Source organism: Paenibacillus crassostreae, from assembly GCF_001857945.1.
In the GTDB taxonomy this organism is placed as follows: Bacteria; Bacillota; Bacilli; order Paenibacillales; family Paenibacillaceae; genus Paenibacillus_AQ; species Paenibacillus_AQ crassostreae.
Window position 1 is genome coordinate 2846140 of sequence record NZ_CP017770.1, and the last position, 25661, is coordinate 2871800.

Annotated in this window: 18 protein-coding genes and 1 pseudogene; 15 read left to right on the forward strand and 4 right to left on the reverse strand. The window is 39.8% G+C overall.

Going from position 1 to position 25661, the window contains the following annotated elements:
- The first annotated feature begins 301 nt into the window (after positions 1–301).
- The 9 genes from LPB68_RS13130 to LPB68_RS13170 all read left to right on the forward strand — a co-directional run bounded on the left by LPB68_RS13130 (position 302) and on the right by LPB68_RS13170 (position 14117).
- A complete protein-coding gene (locus tag LPB68_RS13130; protein ID WP_068660485.1) occupies positions 302–1894 on the forward strand; it encodes a response regulator transcription factor in 1593 nt (530 codons plus the stop codon).
- Positions 1891–3636, forward strand: a complete 1746-nt coding sequence (locus tag LPB68_RS13135; protein ID WP_068660483.1) for a sensor histidine kinase — start codon at positions 1891–1893, stop codon at positions 3634–3636. The genes LPB68_RS13130 and LPB68_RS13135 overlap by 4 nt, the downstream gene beginning before the upstream one ends.
- Positions 3637–3776: 140 nt before the next feature.
- On the forward strand, positions 3777–5486 hold the full coding sequence (locus LPB68_RS13140; protein ID WP_068660481.1) for an ABC transporter substrate-binding protein: 1710 nt from the start codon (positions 3777–3779) through the stop codon (positions 5484–5486).
- A 312-nt stretch (positions 5487–5798) separates the two neighbouring features.
- The gene (locus tag LPB68_RS13145; RefSeq protein ID WP_082865821.1) at positions 5799–6662 is read left to right on the forward strand and encodes an ABC transporter permease; all 864 of its coding nucleotides are present in this window, start codon (positions 5799–5801) and stop codon (positions 6660–6662) included.
- A 12-nt stretch (positions 6663–6674) separates the two neighbouring features.
- On the forward strand, positions 6675–7601 hold the full coding sequence (locus LPB68_RS13150) for a carbohydrate ABC transporter permease (protein WP_068660479.1): 927 nt from the start codon (positions 6675–6677) through the stop codon (positions 7599–7601).
- A 28-nt stretch (positions 7602–7629) separates the two neighbouring features.
- A complete protein-coding gene (locus LPB68_RS13155) occupies positions 7630–8643 on the forward strand; it encodes an endo-1,4-beta-xylanase (protein ID WP_082865797.1) in 1014 nt (337 codons plus the stop codon).
- A 121-nt stretch (positions 8644–8764) separates the two neighbouring features.
- Positions 8765–10855 carry an alpha-glucuronidase family glycosyl hydrolase gene (locus LPB68_RS13160; RefSeq protein WP_068660476.1) on the forward strand — a complete coding sequence of 697 codons (2091 nt, stop codon included), beginning with the start codon at positions 8765–8767 and terminating at the stop codon, positions 10853–10855.
- A gap of 33 nt (positions 10856–10888) precedes the next feature.
- On the forward strand, positions 10889–12493 hold the full coding sequence (locus tag LPB68_RS13165) for a glycoside hydrolase family 43 protein (protein WP_068660474.1): 1605 nt from the start codon (positions 10889–10891) through the stop codon (positions 12491–12493).
- 175 nt (positions 12494–12668) lie between these two features.
- The gene (locus LPB68_RS13170) at positions 12669–14117 is read left to right on the forward strand and encodes a DEAD/DEAH box helicase (protein WP_068660473.1); all 1449 of its coding nucleotides are present in this window, start codon (positions 12669–12671) and stop codon (positions 14115–14117) included.
- A gap of 83 nt (positions 14118–14200) precedes the next feature.
- Here LPB68_RS13170 and LPB68_RS13175 read toward each other — a convergent pair whose 3' ends face one another.
- Positions 14201–15358: a serine hydrolase domain-containing protein gene (locus LPB68_RS13175; protein ID WP_068660471.1), complete on the reverse strand. Its 1158-nt coding sequence runs from the start codon at positions 15356–15358 to the stop codon at positions 14201–14203.
- Positions 15359–15609: 251 nt separating this feature from the next.
- On the opposite strand from LPB68_RS13175, the gene LPB68_RS13180 reads away from it, so the two are divergent.
- Positions 15610–16956 carry a sodium-dependent transporter gene (locus LPB68_RS13180; RefSeq protein WP_068660469.1) on the forward strand — a complete coding sequence of 449 codons (1347 nt, stop codon included), beginning with the start codon at positions 15610–15612 and terminating at the stop codon, positions 16954–16956.
- 139 nt (positions 16957–17095) lie between these two features.
- Here LPB68_RS13180 and LPB68_RS22340 read toward each other — a convergent pair.
- The 3 genes and pseudogenes from LPB68_RS22340 to LPB68_RS13190 all read right to left on the reverse strand — a co-directional run.
- Positions 17096–17293 (reverse strand): annotated as a pseudogene (locus LPB68_RS22340) (transposase); the annotation flags it as partial.
- A 314-nt stretch (positions 17294–17607) separates the two neighbouring features.
- Positions 17608–18174, reverse strand: a complete 567-nt coding sequence (locus LPB68_RS13185) for an NADPH-dependent FMN reductase (RefSeq protein ID WP_068660467.1) — start codon at positions 18172–18174, stop codon at positions 17608–17610.
- A gap of 14 nt (positions 18175–18188) precedes the next feature.
- Entirely contained in the window at positions 18189–19244 is a 1056-nt protein-coding gene (locus tag LPB68_RS13190; protein WP_068660466.1) for an LLM class flavin-dependent oxidoreductase, read from the reverse strand.
- Between the two features lie 122 nt (positions 19245–19366).
- Here LPB68_RS13190 and LPB68_RS13195 point away from each other — a divergent pair, with 122 nt between their 5' ends.
- The 5 genes from LPB68_RS13195 to LPB68_RS13215 all read left to right on the forward strand — a co-directional run bounded on the left by LPB68_RS13195 (position 19367) and on the right by LPB68_RS13215 (position 25567).
- Complete coding sequence (locus tag LPB68_RS13195; RefSeq protein ID WP_068660464.1) at positions 19367–19705, forward strand: winged helix-turn-helix transcriptional regulator; 339 nt, start codon at positions 19367–19369, stop codon at positions 19703–19705.
- Between the two features lie 211 nt (positions 19706–19916).
- Entirely contained in the window at positions 19917–20855 is a 939-nt protein-coding gene (locus LPB68_RS13200; protein ID WP_068660462.1) for a ring-cleaving dioxygenase, read from the forward strand.
- A gap of 20 nt (positions 20856–20875) precedes the next feature.
- A complete protein-coding gene (locus LPB68_RS13205) occupies positions 20876–21484 on the forward strand; it encodes a flavin reductase family protein (protein WP_068660460.1) in 609 nt (202 codons plus the stop codon).
- Between the two features lie 15 nt (positions 21485–21499).
- Entirely contained in the window at positions 21500–22054 is a 555-nt protein-coding gene (locus LPB68_RS13210; protein ID WP_068660458.1) for a class I SAM-dependent methyltransferase, read from the forward strand.
- Between the two features lie 189 nt (positions 22055–22243).
- Positions 22244–25567, forward strand: a complete 3324-nt coding sequence (locus LPB68_RS13215; protein WP_068660457.1) for an ABC transporter substrate binding protein — start codon at positions 22244–22246, stop codon at positions 25565–25567.
- The last annotated feature ends 94 nt before the right edge of the window (positions 25568–25661 follow it).

The window sequence follows — 25661 nt, forward strand, 5'->3', positions numbered from 1 at the left end:
AGTGTTACTAATATAAATAGAAATGGTTTCTATTCGATCATGCTATCATACTTGGATTGCTGCAGGTACCATACAAACTATAGTTAAAACTTTAAAAAGACTATGATTAAATGGATATACTAATATATCAAGTGTAATCCTGTTTCAGGTATTATTGTAATGATAATCTAATTTAGTTCATAATTACATTGACATATGTATGAAGTGAATGAAGAATAAAGTGAGTAATGTAAGGGTTTTCTTTAATTCTGAAATTCTTTATTATTTAGATACGTCATGGAAGTGAAAGGTGGGACTTACAATGTTTAGAGTTATTCTAGTAGATGATGAAATGTATACCCGTAAGGGGTTAATGAAATTGATAGACTGGGAAGCCTGCGGCTTTCAGGTTGTAGGAGAAGCAGATAATGGCGAGGATGCTTTGGAACTGATTAAGGACATTCAACCTGAGTTAGTGATTACGGATATTCGTATGCCTGTGCTTGATGGACTTGAACTAATTCGTAGGGTCACTGAGGAAGGTATAGCGGATCCCATGTTTATTATACTTAGTGGATATGATGATTTCAATTATGCTCAAAAGGCCTTGAGATATGGAGTACATGATTTTATTCTAAAGCCCGTAGACGAAATTGAGTTTGCAGCAACGCTTCAAATATTAAGAGAAAAACTAACGAGTGATCGTGCGAATCGTGATCTGGAGAACAATTTATTGACAGGTGCGATGATAGAGGCGCTTATTCTAGACCATCCTGACGATGCATTCTTAGCTGAATGGGAAGATCGGTTGATGTTGAAGGAAGTAAAAGGTCTATATTATATGTTTGCTGAGATGAACGATACTCATCTTTCTAGTGAAGTGGGAACTTCTCTAAGTCTATCAGGGTTTAAGGAGACACTACAACGGACACTACAACAGATCACAGGAGGAGGACAGCCCTTTTATTTGCATGAGCATCGTAGTCGTATAGGTTTTATTGTCCCAGATAGTATTATAGAAATCTTCCAAGGAGAGGTCCGAGCCTTCGCGGAGACCCTGCTTCAACATCTTAAGAAGGAAACAGAATTGAGAATTTTCCTATATGCCGGATGTAAGGTAGAATGCTTAGCGGACATTCGTGATTCGTATCGAAGTGCCAAGGAAGTACTTCAATACAAATATATGCATGATGACACGGGTATTGTTATACATGAAGGAACGCTGCCAACACTTCAATATATTAGTCTCGATGATGGCGTATATAAGCAACTGGTTGAACAGATTGAGGAGATGGCATTTGATAAGCTAGATCATACGATTAAGATGATGTTCGCTAATTTTCGGGATAAGTGTTATGCACCAGAAGCAGTTAAGATGAATATTCATCAATGCGTCATGATTATCGTAAAAACGATGAATGAAATGGGTGGCGATGAACAAGAGATCTCTACTTTAGATAAGCTGCTGAACTGGAATGACTTAAATCTTTCCCTTAGTGAGCTAAGAAATGTATTTGCGGTATTTGCGGAGGAGAGTGGACAGTATATCGCCGAACTTCGTAAGAAGAAGCACAGTGGTGACATCCAAAAGATACGAGCATATATTGAATCGCACTATCAGGAGAATATCAGTCTTAAATCTATTGCAGCCCAATTCTATGTGAATCCGGTGTATTTAGGGCAATTGTTTAAGAAGACATATGGGGTGTACTTTAACGATTTCTTGCAACAATTAAGAATGAATGAAGCTAAAAGATTGTTACGGCAGACGGATCTGCGGATTTACGAAGTAAGTGAACGGATTGGATTTGGCAATAGCGATTATTTTGTGACCAAATTTGAGAAGATGGAAGGCATGACCCCAAGTGAGTACCGAAACAGCTTAAATAAGGGAGGAGTTCACGAGGATAAATGAAGCTACCTAGTCTGAATAATGTTCGTTTACGAGGTAAAATGTTGATCATTTACTTTCTAGGCGTGTTCGTCCCACTCTTGATTATTAGTTATATATTCTATTATACAACGACGAATAATATGAAACAGCAGCTTATTGATGATATTACCCGTGCGATTGAACAAGTGAAGAATGAATTCGCTAGGGAAGTAGAAGGGACGATGGAGATCTCGTCAGTATTCTATACAGATCATCTATTGAATGAAATTATTGATACAAAATATGAAGTCCCTGCTGATTATGTTGCGGCTTATGACTCTTATTTACGTCGAATTCTAAATGCATATACCCCGGTTTATAATGCGGTGGCAGGGATCACAGTCTACGTGGACAATCCAACATTGCTATTCTCGGGTGGGGTTAATGTGATTGATGCATATGTGAAGGAGAAAGCCTGGTACCAGCAGGTGTTAAATAATCGATTGTCTCAACCTTTAATCATACGGACAGGGGATGATCAGAACCTGGATACATTTAGCGTTGTTCGTAGAATGGATGCTTTTTACTCGCAGAATCAGTTTCACAAAATATTAAAAATTGATATGAAGATGTCATCGATCAGGCAGATCTTTAGCAACCTAAACCTCCAGGGAAGTGTCTACCTTCTGAATGAAAAAGGTGACATCGAGTATACAACGGATCCGGCTGTGAATATCCAGAGTGGTGGGGTATCCTTTGATACCATTACATCGAGTGCAGACATGATTGAATTCCGTACAGAATATACGATGACCAATGACCTGAATGGATGGAGTATCGTTGCGATGGTGTCCAAGGATGATGTATTTAAGGAAGTGCGTCAATCGCGGAGTTTCATTATTCTGGTTACTATCATAAACACATTGCTTCCTACTTTTATTATTATCTGGATTACGAGGTCATTGAATGTACGGATCATCCGTATTTTGAAACATATGAAAAGGGTTAAGAATCAACAGTTCGATACGGTCCCAGAAGATGAATCTCGAGATGAGATTGGTCAACTGACAGAAGAGTTTAATCGGATGACTCTGCAAATTAAGAGTCTTATTAATGATGTGTATGTAACCGACATTCAGAAGAAAGACCTTGAAATTCAACGTCGGCATTCGCAACTAAATGCGCTACAGAGTCAGATTAATCCTCACTTCCTATTTAACGCTCTTGAGACCATTCGGATGCGGAGTGTGATGAAAGACGAGAAGGAAACAGCGCACATAATCCAGAACATGGCCAAGATTTTTCGTAACTCGCTGATCTGGAAACGGGACATGATTACGCTCAAAGAAGAGCTTGACTTTATGCATTGTTTTCTTGAAATCCAGAAATATCGATTCGGTGACAAGCTTAATTATAATATCCGTACAGATGAGAGCGATTATAAATTCCTTATTCCAAAAATGTCTATCGTAACCTTCGTGGAGAATGCCAGTATTCATGGGATTGAACCACTTAAATCAGGAGGGAAAATTGAGGTAGATATTCAACGAATTCGTAATGAGCTTGTTGTTACTATTCGAGATAACGGCGTTGGGATGGAAATGGAGAAGATCGAGCACCTTTATCATTATATTAGGGAAGAGGAAGAGATGGGTGACAGAATTGGTATTCAAAATGTGATCTATCGTCTCAAGCTATATTTTGGGACTCGGTTTGAGTTAATGATCGATAGCCAACCCGGAGTGGGAACACAAATTACATTAAAAATCCCAGTAGAAGAGTAATGAGGTATCTATAGGGGCATCTATAGTTTTCTAAGTATCATCTATAGAATGATGGGTGAGAAATTATGAAAATCTCAATTATAATCAATATGAAAGTGCTTACAAATTAATCAAAAGTTTCGAAGGGGGATTGTCCAAGTATGGGAAAGAAACAGATAGGACTTATTTGTCTTACAGCAGTCATGATGGGATCTATTCTTGCAGGTTGCTCAGGCAACAATGGTAATACGGCCAACAGTGGTAATACGACTGCATCTAATGAACCTGGAGTAGCAACTGAAGAGAAGGTAGATAAAGTCTCATTTTCTTATTTCAATGCGGCGGCAGGTAAGGATGTTAACACTAACGAAACGACAATCGGTAAAATTTACGAAGAGCAGACTGGTGTTAACTGGAAGATGGAGCATCTCGTAGGTGATGAGAATACTAAGATTGGAACATTCATCGCAAGTAATGACTTTCCAGATGTCATCGTACCAGGAGAAACTATTGATAAGCTTGTTGATGCAGGTGCGTTCATCCCTCTTAATGATTTGATCGAGGAACATGGTCAGAACATTAAACGAGTATATGAGCCTTATTTCAACTTAATGAAGGATGAGAATGGTAATATCAACTTCCTACCATTCAGTGCAAACGTAGGCGAGTTTATGCCAGAACCAAATATTACACAAGGTGCATTCTGGATTCAACGTCGGGTGTTGAAAGAAGCTGGATACCCAACAATTAAGACTTATGATCAATATTTGAACTTAATCCGTGACTATGTAGCTAAACATCCAGATGAAGACTTAACTGGTTACTTGGCATTAACATCACAAGATCAGTTCTTCGCATTTACGAATCCGCCAATGCATTTGGCAGGCTATCCGAATGATGGTGGTACTATCATTGATATGGAGACTCACCAAGCAATGGATTATGGAGATGATGTAAATAGCACGAAACGTTATCTTCAAGAATTGAACAAGCTCAACGATGAGGGCATCTTTGATAAGTCATCCTTCGTGGATACGAAAGATCAATATATCGCGAAGCTTGCTTCCGGTAAGGTTCTTGGATTCTTTGACTACAAATGGCAAGCGGCAGATGGGATGAATAGTCTTCGAGAAGCTGCAGTAGCATCAGGTAACCATGATCTAGATTACATGGCGCTTCCTATCGTGTTTGACGAAAACATAAAGGATCAATATATTGACCCGCCATCTTTTGTAAGTAATCGTGGTATCGGTATCACAGTTAGTGCTAAGGACCCAGTTCGTATTATTCAATTCTTCGATAATTTGTTAACTGATGAGAACCAAGTCCTCAATCAATGGGGAATTAAAGGAGAAACGTTTGAAGTTAATGAAGAAGGACGTTTCCACCGTACAGAAGAACAAATCGTAAAAGCTAATGAGAAAGCATTTCAACAATCATTTGGTTTCACCTATTTCAATTATAGCTGGCCGATGTATGGTGGCGGATCATCGTTCCCAGACGGTAACTCTGTAGGGCCAGGAACTCAACCAGAAGTTGCACAAATGTCATATACCGAAGGTGATAAGGAGTTGTTGGAAGCTTACAATATTGAATCCTTCTCACAACTTTTCTCTACACCAGATGAACGTCCATGGTATCCGGCATGGAGCATTCCGATTCCACAAGGATCAGAAGCGCAAGTGTTCGAACAGAAGAGAAATGATTTACAACGCAAATACTTCCCACAACTAGTCCTAGCAGCTCCGGCTGATTTCGAAAAGGTTTGGACTGAATATTACACAGAATTTAACAAGTTAGATGTTAAGGCGTTAGAGGATGTAATTAGTGCTGGAGTAGCCAAAAAAGTAGAAATATTAGCAGGTCAGTAGAACGATTGTAGGAGAGGGGAAGGGCAGTTGTCTAGATATGGTCGACTGCCCTTTCCTTTTTCAAAATATAAGAAAGTATAAGTTTTACGCTATACTTTATGTCTTATATTTCTCGCTTAAACGCGTACCGTCCTTATAAGGACGCCTAAGGCGTTTATGCTTGTTTAACGATTCTACTGAGGATAGAGAGGAGAATATACTGTGAGCAATAGCACTCCAATAGTACCGAATGATTTTCCAACGATAGTTGATGCACCAACAGGGTGGAAGCTTTTCATAAAGAGAATTCGTCAGCAAAAGTCATTGGTATTCATGTCTGTTCCTTTTTTAATTTGGTTATTTATCTTTAAATATGTCCCTCTTTGGGGCTGGACCATTGCTTTCCAAGATTATAAGCCAGCTAAAGGTTTTTCGGATCAGAAATGGGTTGGTCTAGAGCATTTCGGTTTCTTATTTCAAGATAAACATTTCTTATTAGTACTTCGGAATACATTAGCCATGAGCTTTATTAACCTTGTGTTAGGATTTTTTACAGCAATTATTCTAGCATTACTACTTAATGAGCTACGTAAGGTGATGTTTAAAAGAGTTGTACAGACCATCAGTTATCTACCTCACTTTATATCATGGGTAGTTGCTGCCAGTATTATCACTACCGTGCTATCAGCAGACGGAGGAGTTATTAACGAAATACTTATGTGGCTTGGTTTCATTGATGAGCCAATCCTGTGGCTTGGGAAAGGTGAATATTTCTGGGGAATACTCGGTGCTTCGGAAGTCTGGAAGAACGTGGGCTGGAACACCATTATATACTTAACAGCAATAACATCAGTAGATCCATCCCTATATGAAGCAGCTGAGATCGATGGAGCTGGACGCTTCAAACGGATCTGGCATATTACACTACCAGGGATTAAACCCGTTATTGTTATTCTCATGATTATGAATATTGGTAATTTACTTGAATCTGGCTTTGAACCGCAATATTTACTTGGTAACGGGATGAATATCGATTTCTCTGAGAACTTAGATATCTTCGTACTCAAATATGGTATTCAGATGGGTAACTTCTCATTATCTATAGCAGCTGGAATGTTCAAAACCGTCGTCAGCTTCATTCTATTATTCACTGCAAATGGCATCGCGAAAAAATTAGGCGAAGATAGACTGTTCTAGGGAGGATTTATAATGGCAAAAGCAAAGGAATTAAAGGCATACGCGCGTTTCAAATCCCCTGGAGACCGGGTATTTGACACCTTCAATATTATCATGATGTTATTATTGGTCATAGTTACGTTATATCCTTTTATTAATACGCTGGCGGTATCTCTTAACCAAGCGAATGATTCACTTAAAGGTGGCATATATTTATGGCCACGAGAATGGACACTTGAGAATTACAAATATGTTCTTAAAGAATCATCGATTTACCAGGCAACCTTTATATCAGCGATGAGAACGATTATAGGTACGGTACTTTCCGTTCTATGTTGCTCGATGGTAGCCTATACGATTAGCCGTCCGGAATATGTGTTACGGAAGTTTGTATCGCTTGCTTTTATTCTTACGATGTATTTCAACGGTGGACTTATCCCTAACTTCTTACTTACACGTGAACTTGGATTGATTGGAACCTTCTCCGTGTATATTCTTCCGGGATTGATCGGGGTATTCAACGTTATCGTTATCCGTTCCTTTATTGAAGGATTGCCTGAGGGTATTCTAGAATCAGCTCGAATTGACGGAGCTGGGGAATTCACAACGTTTCTACGTGTAGTTCTTCCATTGTGTCTGCCGGTTATTGCAACCGTATCACTCTTTACAGCTGTAGCTCAATGGAATTCATGGTTCGATGTATTCCTCTACAACTCATCATATCCTGAATTAAGTACACTGCAATATGAGCTTATGAAGATATTACAGAACTCAGGTGCATCTATGAACTCTCAGGACTATTCATCAATGTTCTCAACATCAAATGTAGCTAATCAAGTTACACCAACATCTATTCGTGCTACGATGACAATAGTTGCCAGTGTTCCGATCATTATGGTGTATCCATTCTTACAGAAGTATTTTGTTCAAGGGATGACTATTGGTGGCGTGAAAGGCTAATATGTATCGACAGGAGGAGAGACTTTCTATGACGACAGTAGGTAGGCGAAATGAACCGAAGTTAAAAGAGGTATTCGCACAAGACTTCCTGATTGGTGCAGCAGTGAACCCGAAAACGATTATAAGTCAGAAGGAACTACTTGCATACCACTTCAACAGTATTACAGCAGAGAATGAAATGAAGTTTGAGAGTCTGCATCCTGCGGAAGAGACATATACATTCAATCAGGCAGATGAACTAGTGGCATTCGCTAAGAAGAATGAGATGACAATGCGCGGTCATACGTTAGTCTGGCATAATCAAACAAGTGATTGGTTATTCGAAGGTAAGAATGGTCAGGCTGCTGACCGGGATACCGTGCTAGAACGGATCAAGTCACATATCGATACGGTTGTTGGTCGATATAAGAATGATATTTATGCTTGGGATGTTGTGAATGAAGTGATTGAGGATGAGGGCGAGGTACTTCTCCGTAAGTCGAAATGGCTAGATATTGTAGGTCCTGATTTCATTGCAAAGGCTTTTCAATATGCGCATGAAGCGGATCCGAAAGCATTGTTGTTCTATAACGATTACAATGAATCCAATCCGCTCAAGCGAGATAAGATTTATAAGTTGTTGAAATCATTGATTGATCAAGATGTACCGATTCATGGTGTTGGTCTTCAAGCACATTGGAATCTGTATGATCCATCGTTGGATGATATTCGTAGCGCTATTGAGAAGTATGCATCACTAGGTCTGAAATTACAGCTTACGGAGCTTGATGTATCTGTATTCCGTTTCGATGATAAGCGTATAGATCTGACAGTAGCACCGGAAGAGTTATTAGAGCTACAAGCAGAACGATATGAAGGAATGTTCAAGATCCTGAAAGAATATCGTGATGAGATCACCTCGGTAACATTCTGGGGAGCAGCTGATGATTATACATGGTTGGATGATTTCCCAGTGAGAGGACGTAAGAATTGGCCGTTCCTGTTCAATGAGTTGCATCAGCCAAAACCAGCATATAACAGACTTGTAGGACAACATAGTTAAATTGAAGCTTTAATTTATTCATTGTAGTGAAGGACGGCGTAGCCGTATTGATCCGAAATGCCGGTCTTCGTGACCGGCATTTGCTATATAATGATTGCCTACCAAGGAGGAGAAAAATAGTATGGAAAGTACTTTGTACAAGGCGTGGTTACAGTATTCTGAGGTGAAGAATCCGGCTTCACGTGTGACGTATACCAAGCTTCTTGGGAATGTAGTTGTCGGAGTTGAAGCAACAGATGATGTTATGGATGCTGCGATTGAAGAATTAGCCCTAGCATCTGCTACGATGCTAGGGTTGACATCACAAGTGACAACCGAGCCAACGGGAGCATCGTATGTTCGAATTGGCACGGTAACCGATGCCATGGATTGGCTAGAATTGGCTGGAGATCATGAATCATCTGCGTCTATAAAGCAGGACTTAAAGGGGCTTTCAACGGAAGGATTTGTATTACGACAAATCGTAGAGAAGCAAGACAGCTATGTATTGTTAATCGGAGGTTCATCAAAGGGAGTCCTATACGGTGTGTTCCACTTATTGAGACTCATCGCAAAGGGTGTTGAGTTAGAGGGACTAGAGATCAGAGAAGAACCAACGAACCAGCTTCGAATGATCAATCAATGGGATAATGCAGATGGCTCTATTGAGCGAGGATATGCAGGTACATCTATTTTTTATCATAACGGTGAAATTACAGAACATTTAGCAAGAATTAAAGATTACGCAAGGATGTTAGCATCCGTTGGTATTAACAGTATTGCTATCAATAATGTCAACGTACATGAAGTGGAGACACGTTTCATAACGCCTGAACTTTTACCTGATGTAGCAAGAGTAGCAGGAGTATTCCGTGAATACGGTATTTCACTATTCCTAAGTGTGAACTTTGCTGCACCTATGCAAGTGGGAGGACTTACTACGGCCGATCCGCTTGATGAAGGAGTTCGCCTTTGGTGGCGTAATACAACGGATACCATTTATCGGAGTATTCCAGACTTTGGTGGATTCCTTGTGAAGGCTGATTCTGAGCACCGTCCTGGACCGTTCACTTATGACCGTGATCATGCAGATGGGGCAAATGTGCTTGCAGAAGCATTAGAGCCACATGGTGGAATTGTGATCTGGCGTTGCTTCGTATACAACTGTATGCAGGATTGGCGTGATCGTTCGACGGATCGAGCTCGTGCAGCATACGATCATTTTAAACCGTTGGATGGGAAGTTCAAGGATAATGTATTGCTACAAATCAAGAATGGGCCAATGGATTTCCAAGTACGGGAGCCAGCGTCCCCTCTATTCGGAACGATGAAGCAGACTAATCAGATGCTAGAGTTCCAGATTACACAAGAGTATACAGGACAACAGCGTCATGTATGTTATCTCGTGCCACAATGGAAGGAAGTTCTTGATTTCGATACACATGCTAATGGTCAAGGTACGGAGGTCAAGCGAGTTGTAGACGGGTCTGTATTCAGTATGAAATATAGTGGAATCGCTGCGGTATCCAATATCGGTAATGATGAGAACTGGACAGGTCATACCTTGGCTCAAGCGAATCTTTATGGTTATGGACGATTGATCTGGAACCCTGAATGTTCATCTGAAGACATCGCTGAAGAATGGGCTCGACTCACGTTCGGTAATGATGATCAGGTGGTAGGGATTGTATGTGGCATCCTGATGAAATCTTGGCCGATCTATGAGAGTTACACAGCGCCACTTAGTGTCGGTTGGATGGTCACCCCACATTACCATTATGGACCAGATATAGACGGTTACGAATATTCACGCTGGGGAACCTATCACTTTGCTGATCGAGATGGGATTGGGGTCGATCGCACCTTAGCGACTGGAACAGGATATGCGGCTCAGTATTTCCCAGAGAATGCAGCGATGTATGAGTCTATCGAATCATGTCCAGATGAACTGCTTCTATTCTTCCACCATCTGCCGTATAGCCATCAACTAGATTCAGGGAAGACAGTGATCCAACATATCTATGATACTCATTTCGCTGGCGCAGAAGAAGCGAAGCAGTTACAGAAGGCATGGTCTGAATTAGAGGGTAAAGTTGATGCGGAGCGTTACACGCAGGTATCTGAACGATTGGATGAACAAGCGGAGCATGCTCACCATTGGCGAGATGTCATTAATACGTATTTCTATCGTAAATCGGGTGTGTCCGATGCAGCAGGAAGAACGATTTATTAAAGGCATATCGCCAGAATCAGGAGAGGACAAACCATGAGCGTATTGCAAACTTATACGAACCCAGTCTTATCTGGGTTCTATCCAGATCCAAGTGTGATTCGTGTCAATGATGATTATTATTTGGCAGTAAGTTCTTTTGAATATTACCCAGGTCTACCGATCTTTCATAGTCGAGATCTGATTCACTGGGAACAAATAGGCCATGCACTTATACGCAAGAGTCAGCTTGATATGTCTAGCAGACAAAGTTCTCAAGGCATATACGCACCTACACTACGTTATCATGAAGGTGTCTTTTACCTGATTACGACAGATGTCTATGGTATTGGAAACTTCTATATTACGGCAGAGAAACCTGAAGGTCCTTGGTCTGATCCTATCTTGATTCCCTATGGTAATATTGATCCATCTTTATTCTTCGATGATGACGGCAAGGTATATGTAACTGCACAGAATGGTACAGATGTTGAGTCGCATATTATCCAATATGAGATTGATATTAAGACAGGCAAGGCGTTAAGTGAACCTGTTGTTGTTGCGCGAGGTGACGGTGGTGTATGGACTGAAGGACCTCATCTTTATCGAATGAAGGGTTTCTATTATCTGACTTGTGCATGTGGGGGTACGGGCTCAGATCATCGTGCACTCGTATATCGATCTGTGAATCCTTACGGTCCATTTGAAATAATGCCACATCCGATGTTGACTCATAATCAACTTCCGAATCACCCTATTCAGAATCTCGGACATGCTGAGCTTGTTGAAGACGCTGAGGGGAATTGGTGGACGATGTTCCTTGCGGTCCGTCCCGTAGATGGGCAATACAGTGTTCTGGGTCGAGAGACATTCCTTGCGCCAGTAACATGGAGTGAAGATGGTTGGCCGATGGTGGATAATAATGAAGGCACTGTGCAATTTGAAATGACTGTGGTTCGGTCAGATCAGAATGCAGAAGGGAATCTTTTCGATGAGCAGCCATTGCATACATCTCAGGTAGGTGATGCAATTGCGTCTACCTCAGGGTCTGGCTTAACAAGTTGGAGAGATGATTTTGATGAGGAGCAACTGAATCATCGGTGGGCATTCATTCGCACGCTTCAAGCAGAACGAGTATCGCTAAGTGAATCACCGGGGCAACTTACACTTAAGGGTAATAGACATTCCCTCAAGGATGCGGAGCCCTCTCTATTCATCGGTGTACGGCAACAACATCGTTGCATGTCGGTAACGACTGAACTTTGTTTCGCACCGGATGTGGATGGAGAGGAAGCTGGAATCGCTGTACGGTTGAACGAACAAGGACATCTAACGCTGGGTATTCGGATGGCTAATGGAACCCGTGTTCTAACAGCTGCTGCAGTGGATCGGGGGGAAGTCTCGATATTATCAGAGGTACCCGTGACTGGCGAACGGATTTGGTTGCGGATCACGGCTAATGAATGGGAGTATCAACTTAACTATTCTAATGACGGAACTACCTGGTGGAATACTATTGCTCATGCAGCGGCCCATATTGTATCTCCAGAACGAAATGGCGGATTTACAGGTGCTTTAGTTGGCTTATATGCTACGGGAAATGGTGTGGATAGTCAGACTTCAGCTTTCTATGATTACTTCGACTATAAGATTTCAGAGTAATATGTATAAATAGATACCATCCTTGAAAAGGGAAGGTGTCTATTTTTCTATTGCTTCTACCCAAGAAGTTCTGAAATATTTACCTAATTTCGAGTATACTAGAGTATATATGGTAGGCAATTCGTGGAAACCTATATCCATAAGGTAAATAATTTAGAATAGAAGAGGTCAAAACATGAGCAATCAGGAATTTACAGACTATACATTGAGTGAAGAAATAGTACGAGCACTAGATAGCTTAGGATATCATCAACCAACAGAAGTACAACGCGAAGTGATTCCGATGGCTTTAGACAGACAGGATCTTGTCGTGAAATCGCAAACGGGTAGCGGGAAGACGGCATCTTTTGGTATTCCGATTTGTGATATGGTGGATTGGAAAGAGAATAAGCCGCAGGCGTTGATCTTAACCCCTACGCGTGAGTTAGCAGTGCAAGTAACAGAGGATATTACGAATATTGGACGCTTCAAACGAATTAAAGCAACGCCACTTTATGGTAAATCGCCTTATGCGAAACAAACGGCCGAGTTGAAACAGAAAAGTCATGTGGTGGTTGGGACACCTGGTCGTGTGTTAGATCATATTGAAAGAGGAACGTTTGTACTTGATCGTTTAGAATATCTTGTCATCGATGAGGCAGATGAAATGTTGAATATGGGATTCATTCAGCAGGTAGAGTCCATTATTGAGAAGCTACCGAAAGAACGAATGACCATGTTGTTCTCAGCAACGTTACCGAAGGATGTAGAGAAACTTTGTTATAAATATATGAGCAATCCAGTTGTTGTAGAGATTAAAGCTACAGGGATTACGACGGAAACCATCGAGCATTCTTTATATGAAGTGCGAGAATCAGAGAAATTCAGCTTGCTCAAGGATATAACGGTTGTTGAGAATCCAGATAGTTGTATTATATTCTGCCGGACACAAGAGCATGTGAATCAAGTGAGTGAACAATTAACCAATGCTAACTATACTTCTGCCAAAATCCATGGAGGTATGCTCCAAGAGGATCGATTTGAAGTCATGAATGATTTCAGAAGAGGTCAATTCCGCTATCTGGTAGCTACGGATGTTGCTGCGAGAGGGATCGATATTGATAATATCACGCATGTCATTAACTATGATCTACCGATGGAGAAGGAAAGTTATGTACATCGTACAGGAAGAACGGGCCGTGCCGGTAAGAAGGGTAAAGCAATCTCATTCGTCACCCCTTATGAAGAGAAGTTCCTGACTGAAATAGAGGATTATATTGGGTTTGCTATCAATAAGGTGAATCCTCCTTCCAAAGGTGATGTAACGTATAAAATGGCATCTTTTCAGGGGAAAATGGGAATCGAGCCAACTCCGAAACAAGCGAAAAATGAACAATTAAATAAAGAAATTACGAAGCTATATTTCAATGGCGGTAAGAAAAAGAAGATCAGAGCGGTAGACTTCGTTGGTACCATTGCCAAAATTGAAGGCGTGACAGCCGATGATATAGGTATCATTACGATTCAAGATAATGTATCTTATGTTGAAATATTGAATGGTAAGGGCCCGTTAGTTCTTCAAGTGATGAAGGATACGACGATTAAAGGTAAACTGTTGAAGGTTCATATTGCGAATAAGAAGTAGAAGCATATTTAAGAAGGCACTATCCGAAACGTAGAATATTCTACGTTTCGGATGGCGCCTTTTTTTAATAAATATATGAAAGTTTACAATTCCTCAATAGCTGCCAGGACGGCATTATTGATATAATCGGTGTACATATTTTTAAAAGGTTTTTGGAGGTCTCTCTCCACGGTAAAGTGAATGATGGCAATGTCATATACAGGGTCTACAGCAACGAATACGCCCGCCGCACCCCAATGGGAATAGGCTTGTGGAGAGAATAAATCCCCACCGTCTTTCTTGGTACCATTAATGCCCCAACCGTATCCCCAATAGGCTTCTGGAAAAGTCTCATCCCGATATTCTGAAGCTACCCCCGGGATATGGTTCTTAGTCATTTCTATGACAGATATTGGACTTAACACTCGTTGCCCGTTATAGATTCCTTTATTCAAGAACATTTGTGCAAATATACATAAGTCCATGGCTGTTGAATAGATGCCACCTGCAGCTGAGACAGAATTGATACTTGATTCTGTCTCGATCCATTCAGCGCACGGATCGTTAGGGGAACGTTTGACGATGCGATACCTTTCTGCATGAGGTACGTTGAAGAAGGAATCTTTCATACCCAATGGCTCGAAAATGTACTTCTGCACAAATTGCGGGTAGGAGATGCCACTAACCCGACGGATGATCTCACCGAGTAGTTCATAGCCATATCCCCAATAGGACATGACTTCTCCTGGTTTCCTCCAGAGGGGAACTTCGTAACCAAGGTTGAGCCGGGTATGAATATACTCGTCCTGATTCTCATCTCGTGGAGGAATGGATATAGAAGAATGATTCTGGTCAATATAGGTTGAGAGATCTTCATCACGAATCCCTGATGTATGAGTAAGTAGGTGATAGATGCGGATATCTTCTTTACCCTTACCTTTGAATTCTGGAATATAATCCATAACGGGTCTATTCAGCCCGATTACACCTTGCTCGACGAGCATCATGATGCAAGTTGCGGTAAACACTTTTGTAATGGAACACAGAGGAAATAAAGCCAGTTCATCGAGAACAGGCGATACTGGATTTGGTGTTAAATGCCCATAGGCTTGATGAGTAACGATTACGCCTCTTCTTGCCGCTACAATAACCTCTGCAGATGTGATATGATCCACTACCATACTCTCAGCTAATTCGTTAACCAAAGATACTCTAGCTGTAGACATTCCAACTTCCTCGGGTAATCCAGGTTGTAGTTGCATCGAATAGATTCACTCCTTCTAACATCCAATTTAACCCATTTACAATAGTATAATTTAAATATAATTAACAATCAATGAAGTTATTTATATAAATATTAATAATATTAGAAAACTATAATTTGATGAAAAATGGACATAAATAAGACGAGAATCTAGCTATCTATATGATGTTTACTCTAGTACAATATTTAAATTAACTAGAGAACTTAGCGTATGACTAGGTCGAATATTAATAGGGGAGAGTGGGAGATTTGCATATAAACAATATAAATCAATCATCAAGTAAGGATGATCGATTCTCTTCATCTGGATTTATATTTGCTGCTATTGGTAGTGCAGTGGGTCTGGGTAATATGTGGAAATTCCCATATATTACAGGACAATACGGTGGAGCTGCCTTTTTCATATTATTCATTGCTTGTTTGGTTATCGTTGGGTTACCTGTGCTCCTAGCAGAGCTAGCTATCGGTCGAGGTGGACGTGGTAGTGCTTCATCATCATATTATAAACTTAGTGGTAGTAAGGTGTGGAGTGGATTAGGCATGATATCGGTTATTGCACCGTTTATTATCATGTCATTCTACGCTATAGTCGCAGGTTGGACGTTACATTATGCCATGTTATCATTTAGTGGGAAATTGTTCTCGAATTCAGATTTTACCGGACAGTTCAATGGATTTATGTCTGGTTATTATCCAATTGTCTGGCAGATCGTCGTGTTATTGTTGGTTGCTTTTGTTGTTATGAAGGGAGTTTCAGGTGGGATTGAGAAATTTAATAAAGTATTAATCCCAGGGATGCTAGCCCTCTTAGTCATCATCATGGTACGAGCTTTAACACTCCCAGGTGCAGGTTCGGGGGTATCCTTTTTTCTTAGTCCTGACTTCTCGAAATTGAATGAGGAATCGGCACTAGTTGCCTTGGGTCATGCGTTCTTCTCGTTATCCCTTGGTATGGGAACGATGATTACCTACGGCTCTTACGTAAAGAAGAGTCAATCTCTTGGAGCGGGTACCCTTGCTATTGCAGGCGGTGATTTACTTTATGCACTTATAGCTGGGCTGATTATTTTCCCTACGACCTTTGCCTTTGGCATAGATCCAGGTCAGGGGCCTGGGCTTGTGTTTATTGCATTACCAGCTGCATTCTCGGCTATGCCGTTTGGGGCTTTCTTTGGAGGTCTGTTCTTTCTCCTATTAGCGATCGCAGCTTTAACGTCTACAGTATCCTTGTTAGAAGTTCCCGTTGCATTTACGATGGATCGCTTTGGATGGAGTAGAAAGTCATCTGTATGGATTATTATACTAGGTTGTTTCATTCTGGGTGTTCCCGCAGCCTTGTCATTAGGAGTATTACCCGAACTAACGATTGGTGGTAAGGTAGTGTTTGATTGGATGGATTTCTTCGCGTCAAATATATTATTACCGCTGGGTGGATTAATAGTTACTGTATTTGCAGGATATTTCTATAAGGGTGTTGCAGATGAAGCTGGACTCACGGCAGGGTGGTTTCGTATATGGTTATTCTTGTTACGATTCGTAGCTCCAATATTAGTTGTATTTGTGTTCCTGCATACATCTGGACTGATTAAATTTTAAGAGTATATGAACAAATAGGAATAAATACTTTGAGGTGACCAAAATTTTCTCTACAATGAGAAGAGATCAAGGTCACTTTTTTTAAAATATAATAAGGTAAAAGAATTGAGGCTCAACCTCGAAATCAGTGCTTGATTAATTAGTTTAGCCGATTACGATTACGTGTGAAGTAATGACGGCGTTGATAAGCTTTGATACGATTATGACGACCTTCTACGGTTGAATTCGTCCATCGACAACGATGGTAATTGATGATCTCATTTTGCCAATCACGCATCGTTTTCAATCCGCTCTTAACAGCTTCGTGGTCGATCTTATCGCCCTGTTCACACCAACGGACGATGACCGATGTTCTTAATAATTTCAGCAGAGATGGCTACCTTAAAGTGATACGATGTATCGCTATCATCGGAATGTTGACAGAATGAAAGTTTTTGTTAATTTTATTGTTTGATAGGACTTACAACATTACAGGATTAGCGATCTTTTTCAATTTTCAACCTTGGATTATTTCGTCAAGCACTGGTTTTGGTTTTGAATCAAACAAAAATCCCTACTTTATATTGAAAATAGGGATTTTTCTTCGTGTTCAATTATAAGATTTTAAATTAAAGGGCTACGCTACATTTAAGTGTAAAATGTCTGATCAGTTTAAAAATCGTATTCATTCTCTTTGTCTGTACGAATTTTTGCATAGCTTTCTGTTAATACAACCGTATCTTCAACTAATCGTGCAATACGGAAGGAGATATCATCATTAACTATTTCTTTACGATGGAAATCCATTTCTTCTATAAAGACATAAGTTTGAACGATTTGCGCCTTCATATATGATAGAATTGGCTTCAATTGTTGTTCAGCTATTAAGAAATGTTTCGATGAACCAGCTGTAATAACCATGCTGACAATTTTATCTCGTAAGGCATTCACAGGCAGTAAATCAAATAAATTTTTAAGCGTTGCCGGAATAGATGCTTGGAATATAGGTGTACCAATCACAATCGCATCTGCTTCCATTATAGCTTTTGTAATAAGTCTAGTATCACCCTCATACTCTAGATAATTTCGACCATCACTAAATTGAATATCAAAGTCAGCTAAATCTAAAAGTGTCCAGTCTACTTCCGAGTATTTATCCAGCAGTTCTTTTTCAACATAATTCATGGCCGTTCTCGTTTTAGAACCAACTATTGATCCTGAGATTCCAACTATTTTCATAATGTTACCTCCTATTATTTTGCTGTATATTTTTTTAGCGCAGGTAAAATATCATTTCCGATAAACTCTATATTTTTCATTAATTTATCAAATGGTATTCCACCAAAATCCATTTGAGCGATATAACGTTGGTGCCCAAATAGTTCATACTGATAGAGTATCTTTTCAATAATTTGTTGCGGACTACCTACATTCAAGACATCACGATTATCTGCGCCTTGAGCAAATCCACGTTTTGAATAGCCGTGACCATTGATTAACTCCATTCCTAAATTGATATGTGGGTATACTTCTTTTTGAGCTTGTTGTGTTGTCTCAGCTACATAGAAGAATCCAGCTACGGCAACAGGTAACGTTGATGGATCATGTCCGTGTTCTTGGGCTGTTTGTCTATAAGCGTCAACTGAGTATTTAAAGTTAATTGCTGGACCACCTAACATCGCAATTTGCATTGGTACACCAGCAATACCTGCTTTAATAGCACTCGCAGCATGACCACCAACTGCTCTCCATATTGGTAGTGATCCATTTAGCGGTCTTGGTATTATTTTTGCATTCTTTAATGAAGCACGGAATTTTCCACTCCAGTTAATAATTTCTTTTTCATTTATTTTTAATAACAAATCAAATTTTTCTTCATATAATTCTTCATAATCTTTTAAATCATATCCAAGCAAATCAAATAAACCTACACGTGATGCACGACCAGCAATAATTTCTGCACGGCCATTTGAAATCAAGTCGAGTGTTGCAAAATCCTCATACACTCGAACAGGATCTAAAGTACTGATGATTGTCGAAGCACTTGAAAGCTTAATTCTCTCTGTTGCTTGAGCAATTGCTGCTAAAATAACAGAATGTGCTTGAGTTGTAAAATATTCTTGATGACTTTCACCAACACTAAAGAAATGAATTCCTGCTTGCTCTGCTAATTTTGCTAATTCAATAATCTCCTGAATACGTTGTTGCGCAGAAATTCTTTCCCCAGTATGAGGATTGGGAAGATGATCTCCTAGTGTATATAATCCAAATTCGATTCCGTCTTCTTTTTTAATTCGATATTGTTCCATGTTAATTGCCTCACTTTCTTGTTTTCTTTGTTAGTGTTAGTATGAACCTAATGATACTTTTAAAACAGTACGCACTTTAAAGTGTTATAGTGTCGTTTAGGATACTGTAAGGAGATGACGTTTTGGAAAAACAAGCAATGGCATGCAAAGTTGATGAAGCGTTAGAAATTATTGTGGGAAAATGGAAACCGATTATATTACTTCTGTTATTCGAACATAAAGTAATGCGTTTTAATGAACTAAAACGTGCAATTCCTGGCATCACACAGAAAATGCTAACAACGCAATTGCGTGAGTTAGAAGAAGAAGATATCGTACATCGAGAAATTTACCCACAGGTTCCACCAAAAGTAGAATATTCCATTACGGAGTACGGAAAATCTATTGAATCTGTTTTAGAAGTGATGCATGATTGGAGTGTTTTGCATTTAGAACATAAAAAGAAACTACAAAATGAATAAACTTAAAAAAGCTAGTCTATTTGCTAGCTTTTTTCATTTGTTGGTAGGACCCCTAATTCAGCAGAGATGGGTACCCTAAAGCGATACGATGTATCGCTAACATCGAAATGTTGACAGAATGAAAGGTTGTTGTTACTATTATCTCAAAATAAAGATTACTTGATTAAAGATATAATCAGATGTTGATAATATTGAAAAGGGGACTATTATGATGATAAATAAAATGATGGGTATTCATCACATCACTGCGATTGTGGGGCATCCACAGGAAAATGTTGATTTTTATGCAGGTGTTTTAGGATTACGTTTAGTGAAAAAGACAATTAATTTCGATGATCCAGGAACCTATCACCTTTATTTCGGTGATCAGGGAGGGAAACCTGGAACAATCATAACCTTTTTCCCCTGGGCGGGTGCGCGACAAGGTAGAATAGGTGATGGGCAGGTCGGTGTAACCTCTTATGTTGTTCCTGTGGGGGCCATGAAATTTTGGGAAGATCGACTGAAGGAATATCAGGTTTCTACCACTAGGTTGGAACGTTTCGGTGAGCAATATTTAATATTCGATGATCCTCATGGTCTTCATTTAGAAATCGTGGAACGAGAAGAAGGAGCCAAGAATGAGTGGACTTTTGGAAAAGTGACAGCTGATGTTGCTATCAAAGGATTTGGTGGGGCAACGTTATTATCTACTCAACCAGACAAAACAGCTGAATTACTAGAAAAGGTTATGGGACTTGAACTCGTTGGACAAGAAGGAGATCTAATTCGCTTTCGCTCAACAAGTGATATTGGAAATGTAATTGATCTGAAATTAACGTCCAGTGGACGGGGTCAAATGGGTGTCGGTATGGTCCATCATATAGCATGGCGTGCCAAGGATGATGAGGATCAATTGGCTTGGAGAGAACATATCGCTAGTCAGGGATATGGGGTAACACCTGTGAAGGATAGAAATTATTTCAACGCCATATATTTCAAGGAGCAAGGAGATATATTATTCGAAATTGCTACGGACCCACCAGGTTTTGTACATGATGAGTCGCTAGAAACAATGGGTGAACAATTGATGCTACCCTCACAATATGAAGAATATCGCGCAAGACTTGAACAAGAGTTGATTCCGATTGAAGTTCGGGTAATAGATTAACAAAATAAGGAGTGATCATATTGCTAGCGATTGATCCATCTATAATTTCAGAAAGAGATAATTATAAATTGTTGATAGGCAGCATTATTCCACGACCTATCGCATTTGTTACAACCTTGGCTAAAGATGGAACGTTAAATGGAGCACCTTTTAGCTATTTCAATATTGTATCCTCTAATCCGCCACTGATCTCACTATCAATCCAGCGCACTGGCGGGCAGCGAAAAGATACGACACGCAATATTATGGATTTGCAACAATTCGTAATCCATATCGTTGACGAAGATAATGTCGAGAAGATCAATCAGACAGCCGCTAGCCTGCCACCAGATGAAAGTGAAATTACATTGGCGGGGCTTACACCGGTAACTAGTGAAAAGGTTGAAGTACCTGGTATTCAAGAAGCGAAGGTACGATTCGAGTGTGTTCTGGAGCATATCTTAGAATTGGGAGGGACGAACTCCCCCGGTTGTGATCTAATCGTTGGTAGAGTTGTTCAATATCATATCGCAGATGAGATAACGGAGAATGGACGAATTGATCCTCATGGATTAAAGGCAGTAAGTCGCTTGGCAGGAAATAGCTACGCCAAAATTGGTGAAATCTTTGATATTGAACGCCCGAAGTAAGGAGGGAACCCATTCATGGCAGTCACTCTCTATGGAATAGGATCGGGTATACTGGCAGTGGCTGTTCTGATAGCGGTCATATCGATTGTATTGACTAGCTGGAAGAATGGGATTTCACCTATGCCTTCATCCGCCTATGTTAGACGAGCTGTTATAGCTAAGATCAATGAAGTAACAGAACCGGGACTACTTGTAGAAGCAGGTTCAGGTTGGGGAACGCTTGCATTTGATGTATCCAAGAATACGAAGGGTTGGCAGATTGTTGGGATTGAGAATTCATCTATTCCTTTATGGGTATCTAGACTCTTAGTAAGATTTAGCCAACAGAAGAATGTTACTTTTGTTCGTGGCGATCTGTACAATTATCCGTACACGAATGCTAATGTAGTACTTTGTTATTTATACCCTGGGGCGATGAAGAGCTTGAGTAATATTCTCTATGAACAGCTAACTCCAGAGTCGATGGTTATCAGTATATGTTTTGCATTACCTGACTGGCAACCTGACGAGATTATTACATGTAGAGATATGTATCGAACCAAGATTTATGTATACCGAAATAGTGTATGACAGTAGAAAAAGAGGATATCGTTGAATATTTCCATCTGGGTCTAAAGATTCAGATGTTTTTTTTTGTGTATAAGAAGGAAGAACGCTAGAAGTTAACGAATTAGTTGAGGATAGTGCAAGGTTCGACAATTTACGCATCATGATTTTATGATTGCTTATTAAATGGAGACAGATGGAGGAAATCGATTTATGGCTAGACTTAAATGCATAGGCATCAAGATATTTATCGTTCTATTCCTATTGATAAGTATAGCGCCATATACGACTGTATCTGCTACGAATAGAGAGGAAATACCACGGAAGAATATCCTAATCATTAACTCGTATCATAAGGGGTATGCATGGACAGATGATGTGACGAATGCTATTTCAGACACGATGAAGACATCTGAGTTGACAACAGTCCTCTATACGGAATATATGGACTGGAAGCGTGATCCTAGTGAGTCAACTCATGAGCATTTTTATGAAAGAATAAAGGATAAATATAACGGTGTCTCTATTGATATGATTATCGCTAATGATGATGTGGCATTGGATTTCGCAATCCGCCATCGAGAAGAATTACTCGATGATGCACCTATTGTATTTAGCGGAGTCAATCAGACTGGAGTAGATGAAATTATCCAGAATCGTGATAATATCACAGGTATCATTGAAGCGATCGATCCAACGGGTACGATTAATATGGCCCTGGAGATTGATCCATCCATTAAGAATGTATTTGTATTGTTTGATAATTCGGAGAGCGGCATTTCTACGGGGCGACTTGTCTTAGATAAGCTCTATAACATGGGGATTCCAATTTCTGTTTATCCACTTAATAATCTTAGCTATAACCAATTGATGAATAAAGTTGATAAGCTTGATTCAGACAGTATTCTATTGGTAACGACCTATTATAGTGATGCTACCGGTACAACGATGGAGTATGAGCAATTTTACGGCGAATTGAGTGCTAATAGTGCAGTTCCCATGTATAGCATTTATGATTACACTTTAAATCATGGTGCTATCGGTGGGGATATGCTCAGTGGTTATCTTTTAGGTAAGAGTACCGCAGATTTGGCAATTCAAATCCTTCAAGGAGACAATCCTAATGAGATTCCTTTTATAACCGAGAATACAAGTCGAAATGTTGTTGATTATGAACAACTTCAGCGCTTTAACATCCCATTAAGCAAGCTGCCGGATGGTAGCGAAGTGATAAATAAGCCGTTTTCCTTTTATGAAGAGTATAAGGTTCTTGTGATCAGTACCATTAGTGTATTTGTGGTTCTAGTTTTACTGATAGGCAGTCTGATATTTTATATTAAGCAAGTTAAAAAAGTAAAGAAAAAACTGATAGAAAGCAATGAGCGATTTGCCCTTGCTGCCAATGGGTCGGATGCTGTTATTTGGGATGTAGATATGGCAACGGATGAGTATTACTTCCCAGATATATGGTATGAAATATTAGGTTATGAGAAGGGCGAGCTTAATGAGGCTCGTGGGGGATGGATGCGGATCATTCATCCAGATGATATTCTGGGGGAAGTCATGCAGAGAAAGGAACATTTAGAGGGAAGCTCTCAGTATTATTATAATGAATATCGGATGTTGAACAAGTCAGGGAATTATACGTGGTTTCAAGCAAGAGGTAAAGTGATGCGGGATCGCAATGGTGTTAACACACGTTTTGCAGGTTCCATGACAGATATAACAGATCGGAAAGAAGTTGAGCTGGAGCTACAAAAGAGTTATGAGGAGCTAGAAGCAACCTACGAGGAACTCACGGCGTTACAGGATGAACTCACACAGCAATATGATAAGCTAGTTGAAAATCAGGGAATCCTCTCACGGAGTGAAGAAAGGTATCGCCTGATCACAGAAGCTACGAATGATGGAATCTGCGATATTGACTATCTTACGAATGAATACTTTTATTCTCAGCGATGGCGTGAATTGTTGATGGAAGAGGGTAGGATTTCTGAATCTTTGATGGTTACCGATCGGATTCACCCAGATGATCTAAGAATGTATTTGAAGTCGTTAGAAGAACATAAGCTATGTAAAAGTGAATTTTATCAGTGTGAGATTCGTATGATGCAAGCTAATGGTGTGTACAAGTGGTTTCTCGTTAGAGGGAGAGTTCTCTTCGATGCAAATGGAGAAATCTATCGAATGGCAGGCTCTATTACAGACATTGAATTATTGAAACAATCGCAACGAAAATTACATGAACTTGCGTATCATGATGCATTAACAGAGTTGCCAAATCGAGTATCATTAAAAAACGAATTTGGAAGATTTGTTGAGCAGGGTGTAGATATAAAGGCAGCTGTATTATTTATGGATATTGATCATTTCAAGAATATCAATGACTCCATGGGGCATACGTATGGGGATCAATTATTGGTAAAGGTTAGCGAAAGATTGAATAGCTTGTCAGATGGGAATCAGGCGTTCTTCCGTTTTGGTGGTGATGAATTCGTCATACTACTAACTCATATTGAAGGAGATGATGAAGTCATTACATTTACGGAGATCTTAATTCAATCCATTAAGGAACCTTTTGTGCTGTCTGAGAGCCAAGTACATATTTCAGCAAGTATAGGGATTGCTAAATATCCAGAGGACGGGTTAAATATTGAGGATCTCCTGATGAATGCAGATGTGGCTATGTATAAGGCAAAGTCGAATCATTTAGGGGAATATGTCTTTTATAATCAAAAGATGCAGGATTCCTTTAATGAAAGAATGGTGATTGAGAGTCATCTAAGAGATGCTATTACGAACCAAGAATTCTCCCTTCAATATCAACCTCAAGTTAATCTGCATAATGGAGAGACGTATGGATTCGAAGCTTTAATTCGTTGGAATAATCCTGAACTTGGTTTTGTATCGCCATTGACCTTTATTAAGGTGGCTGAAGATTGTCAGCTGATCATCCCTATCGGCGAATGGGCGCTTAGGACGGCATGTGTATTTATTAAAAATATTCACGATCAAGGATATGAAGGATACCGTGTATCTGTCAATATTTCTGTTGTGCAATTGATGCAGGATGCTTTCACAAGCATGGTGTTAACGGTACTAGAAGAGACTGGTCTTAGCCCCGAGTATCTGGAGTTGGAGATCACCGAATCCATTATCATGGAATCTTTAGAGAGAAATATTTCCAAATTACAATTATTAAGAGAGAAAGGAATCGCGATCGCTTTAGACGATTTTGGAACAGGGTATTCTTCCTTAAGTTATTTGCGCCAATTACCCATTACAACCTTGAAAATTGATAAATCATTTATAGATAGTTTTCTAGGTCGAAATGGTGATATATCGATTACAAGTTCTATTATTTCAGTTGGACATGATATGGGATTAGAGGTTGTAGCAGAAGGTGTTGAATTAGAGGAACAATTGTCCTTGTTGAAAGAATTGAAGTGTGATAAGGTTCAGGGGTATTTCATTAGTAAACCTATTCCTTCCAATGAAGTTGTTAATTGGATTGAGAGTCAGGTTATGGGTGATTAGGTCGAATATAAAATTGCTCTACAGGGTTAAGTGGTAGTTGTACATAATTATCAATGAGCGTCCAATGGGCGCTCTTTTTGTAATGGTTAGAGTT

Bases quoted from the DNA above. Each gene is read 5' to 3' on its own strand.
- LPB68_RS13130 (WP_068660485.1), top strand. From the start codon at position 302: ATGTTTAGAGTTATTCTAGTAGATGATGAAATGTATACCCGTAAGGGG.
- LPB68_RS13135 (WP_068660483.1), top strand. From the start codon at position 1,891: ATGAAGCTACCTAGTCTGAATAATGTTCGTTTACGAGGTAAAATGTTG.
- LPB68_RS13140 (WP_068660481.1), top strand. From the start codon at position 3,777: ATGGGAAAGAAACAGATAGGACTTATTTGTCTTACAGCAGTCATGATG.
- LPB68_RS13145 (WP_082865821.1), top strand. From the start codon at position 5,799: ATGTCTGTTCCTTTTTTAATTTGGTTATTTATCTTTAAATATGTCCCT.
- LPB68_RS13150 (WP_068660479.1), top strand. From the start codon at position 6,675: ATGGCAAAAGCAAAGGAATTAAAGGCATACGCGCGTTTCAAATCCCCT.
- LPB68_RS13155 (WP_082865797.1), top strand. From the start codon at position 7,630: ATGACGACAGTAGGTAGGCGAAATGAACCGAAGTTAAAAGAGGTATTC.
- LPB68_RS13160 (WP_068660476.1), top strand. From the start codon at position 8,765: ATGGAAAGTACTTTGTACAAGGCGTGGTTACAGTATTCTGAGGTGAAG.
- LPB68_RS13165 (WP_068660474.1), top strand. From the start codon at position 10,889: ATGAGCGTATTGCAAACTTATACGAACCCAGTCTTATCTGGGTTCTAT.
- LPB68_RS13170 (WP_068660473.1), top strand. From the start codon at position 12,669: ATGAGCAATCAGGAATTTACAGACTATACATTGAGTGAAGAAATAGTA.
- LPB68_RS13175 (WP_068660471.1), bottom strand. From the start codon at position 15,358: ATGCAACTACAACCTGGATTACCCGAGGAAGTTGGAATGTCTACAGCT.
- LPB68_RS13185 (WP_068660467.1), bottom strand. From the start codon at position 18,174: ATGAAAATAGTTGGAATCTCAGGATCAATAGTTGGTTCTAAAACGAGA.
- LPB68_RS13190 (WP_068660466.1), bottom strand. From the start codon at position 19,244: ATGGAACAATATCGAATTAAAAAAGAAGACGGAATCGAATTTGGATTA.
- LPB68_RS13200 (WP_068660462.1), top strand. From the start codon at position 19,917: ATGATAAATAAAATGATGGGTATTCATCACATCACTGCGATTGTGGGG.
- LPB68_RS13210 (WP_068660458.1), top strand. From the start codon at position 21,500: ATGGCAGTCACTCTCTATGGAATAGGATCGGGTATACTGGCAGTGGCT.
- LPB68_RS13215 (WP_068660457.1), top strand. From the start codon at position 22,244: ATGGCTAGACTTAAATGCATAGGCATCAAGATATTTATCGTTCTATTC.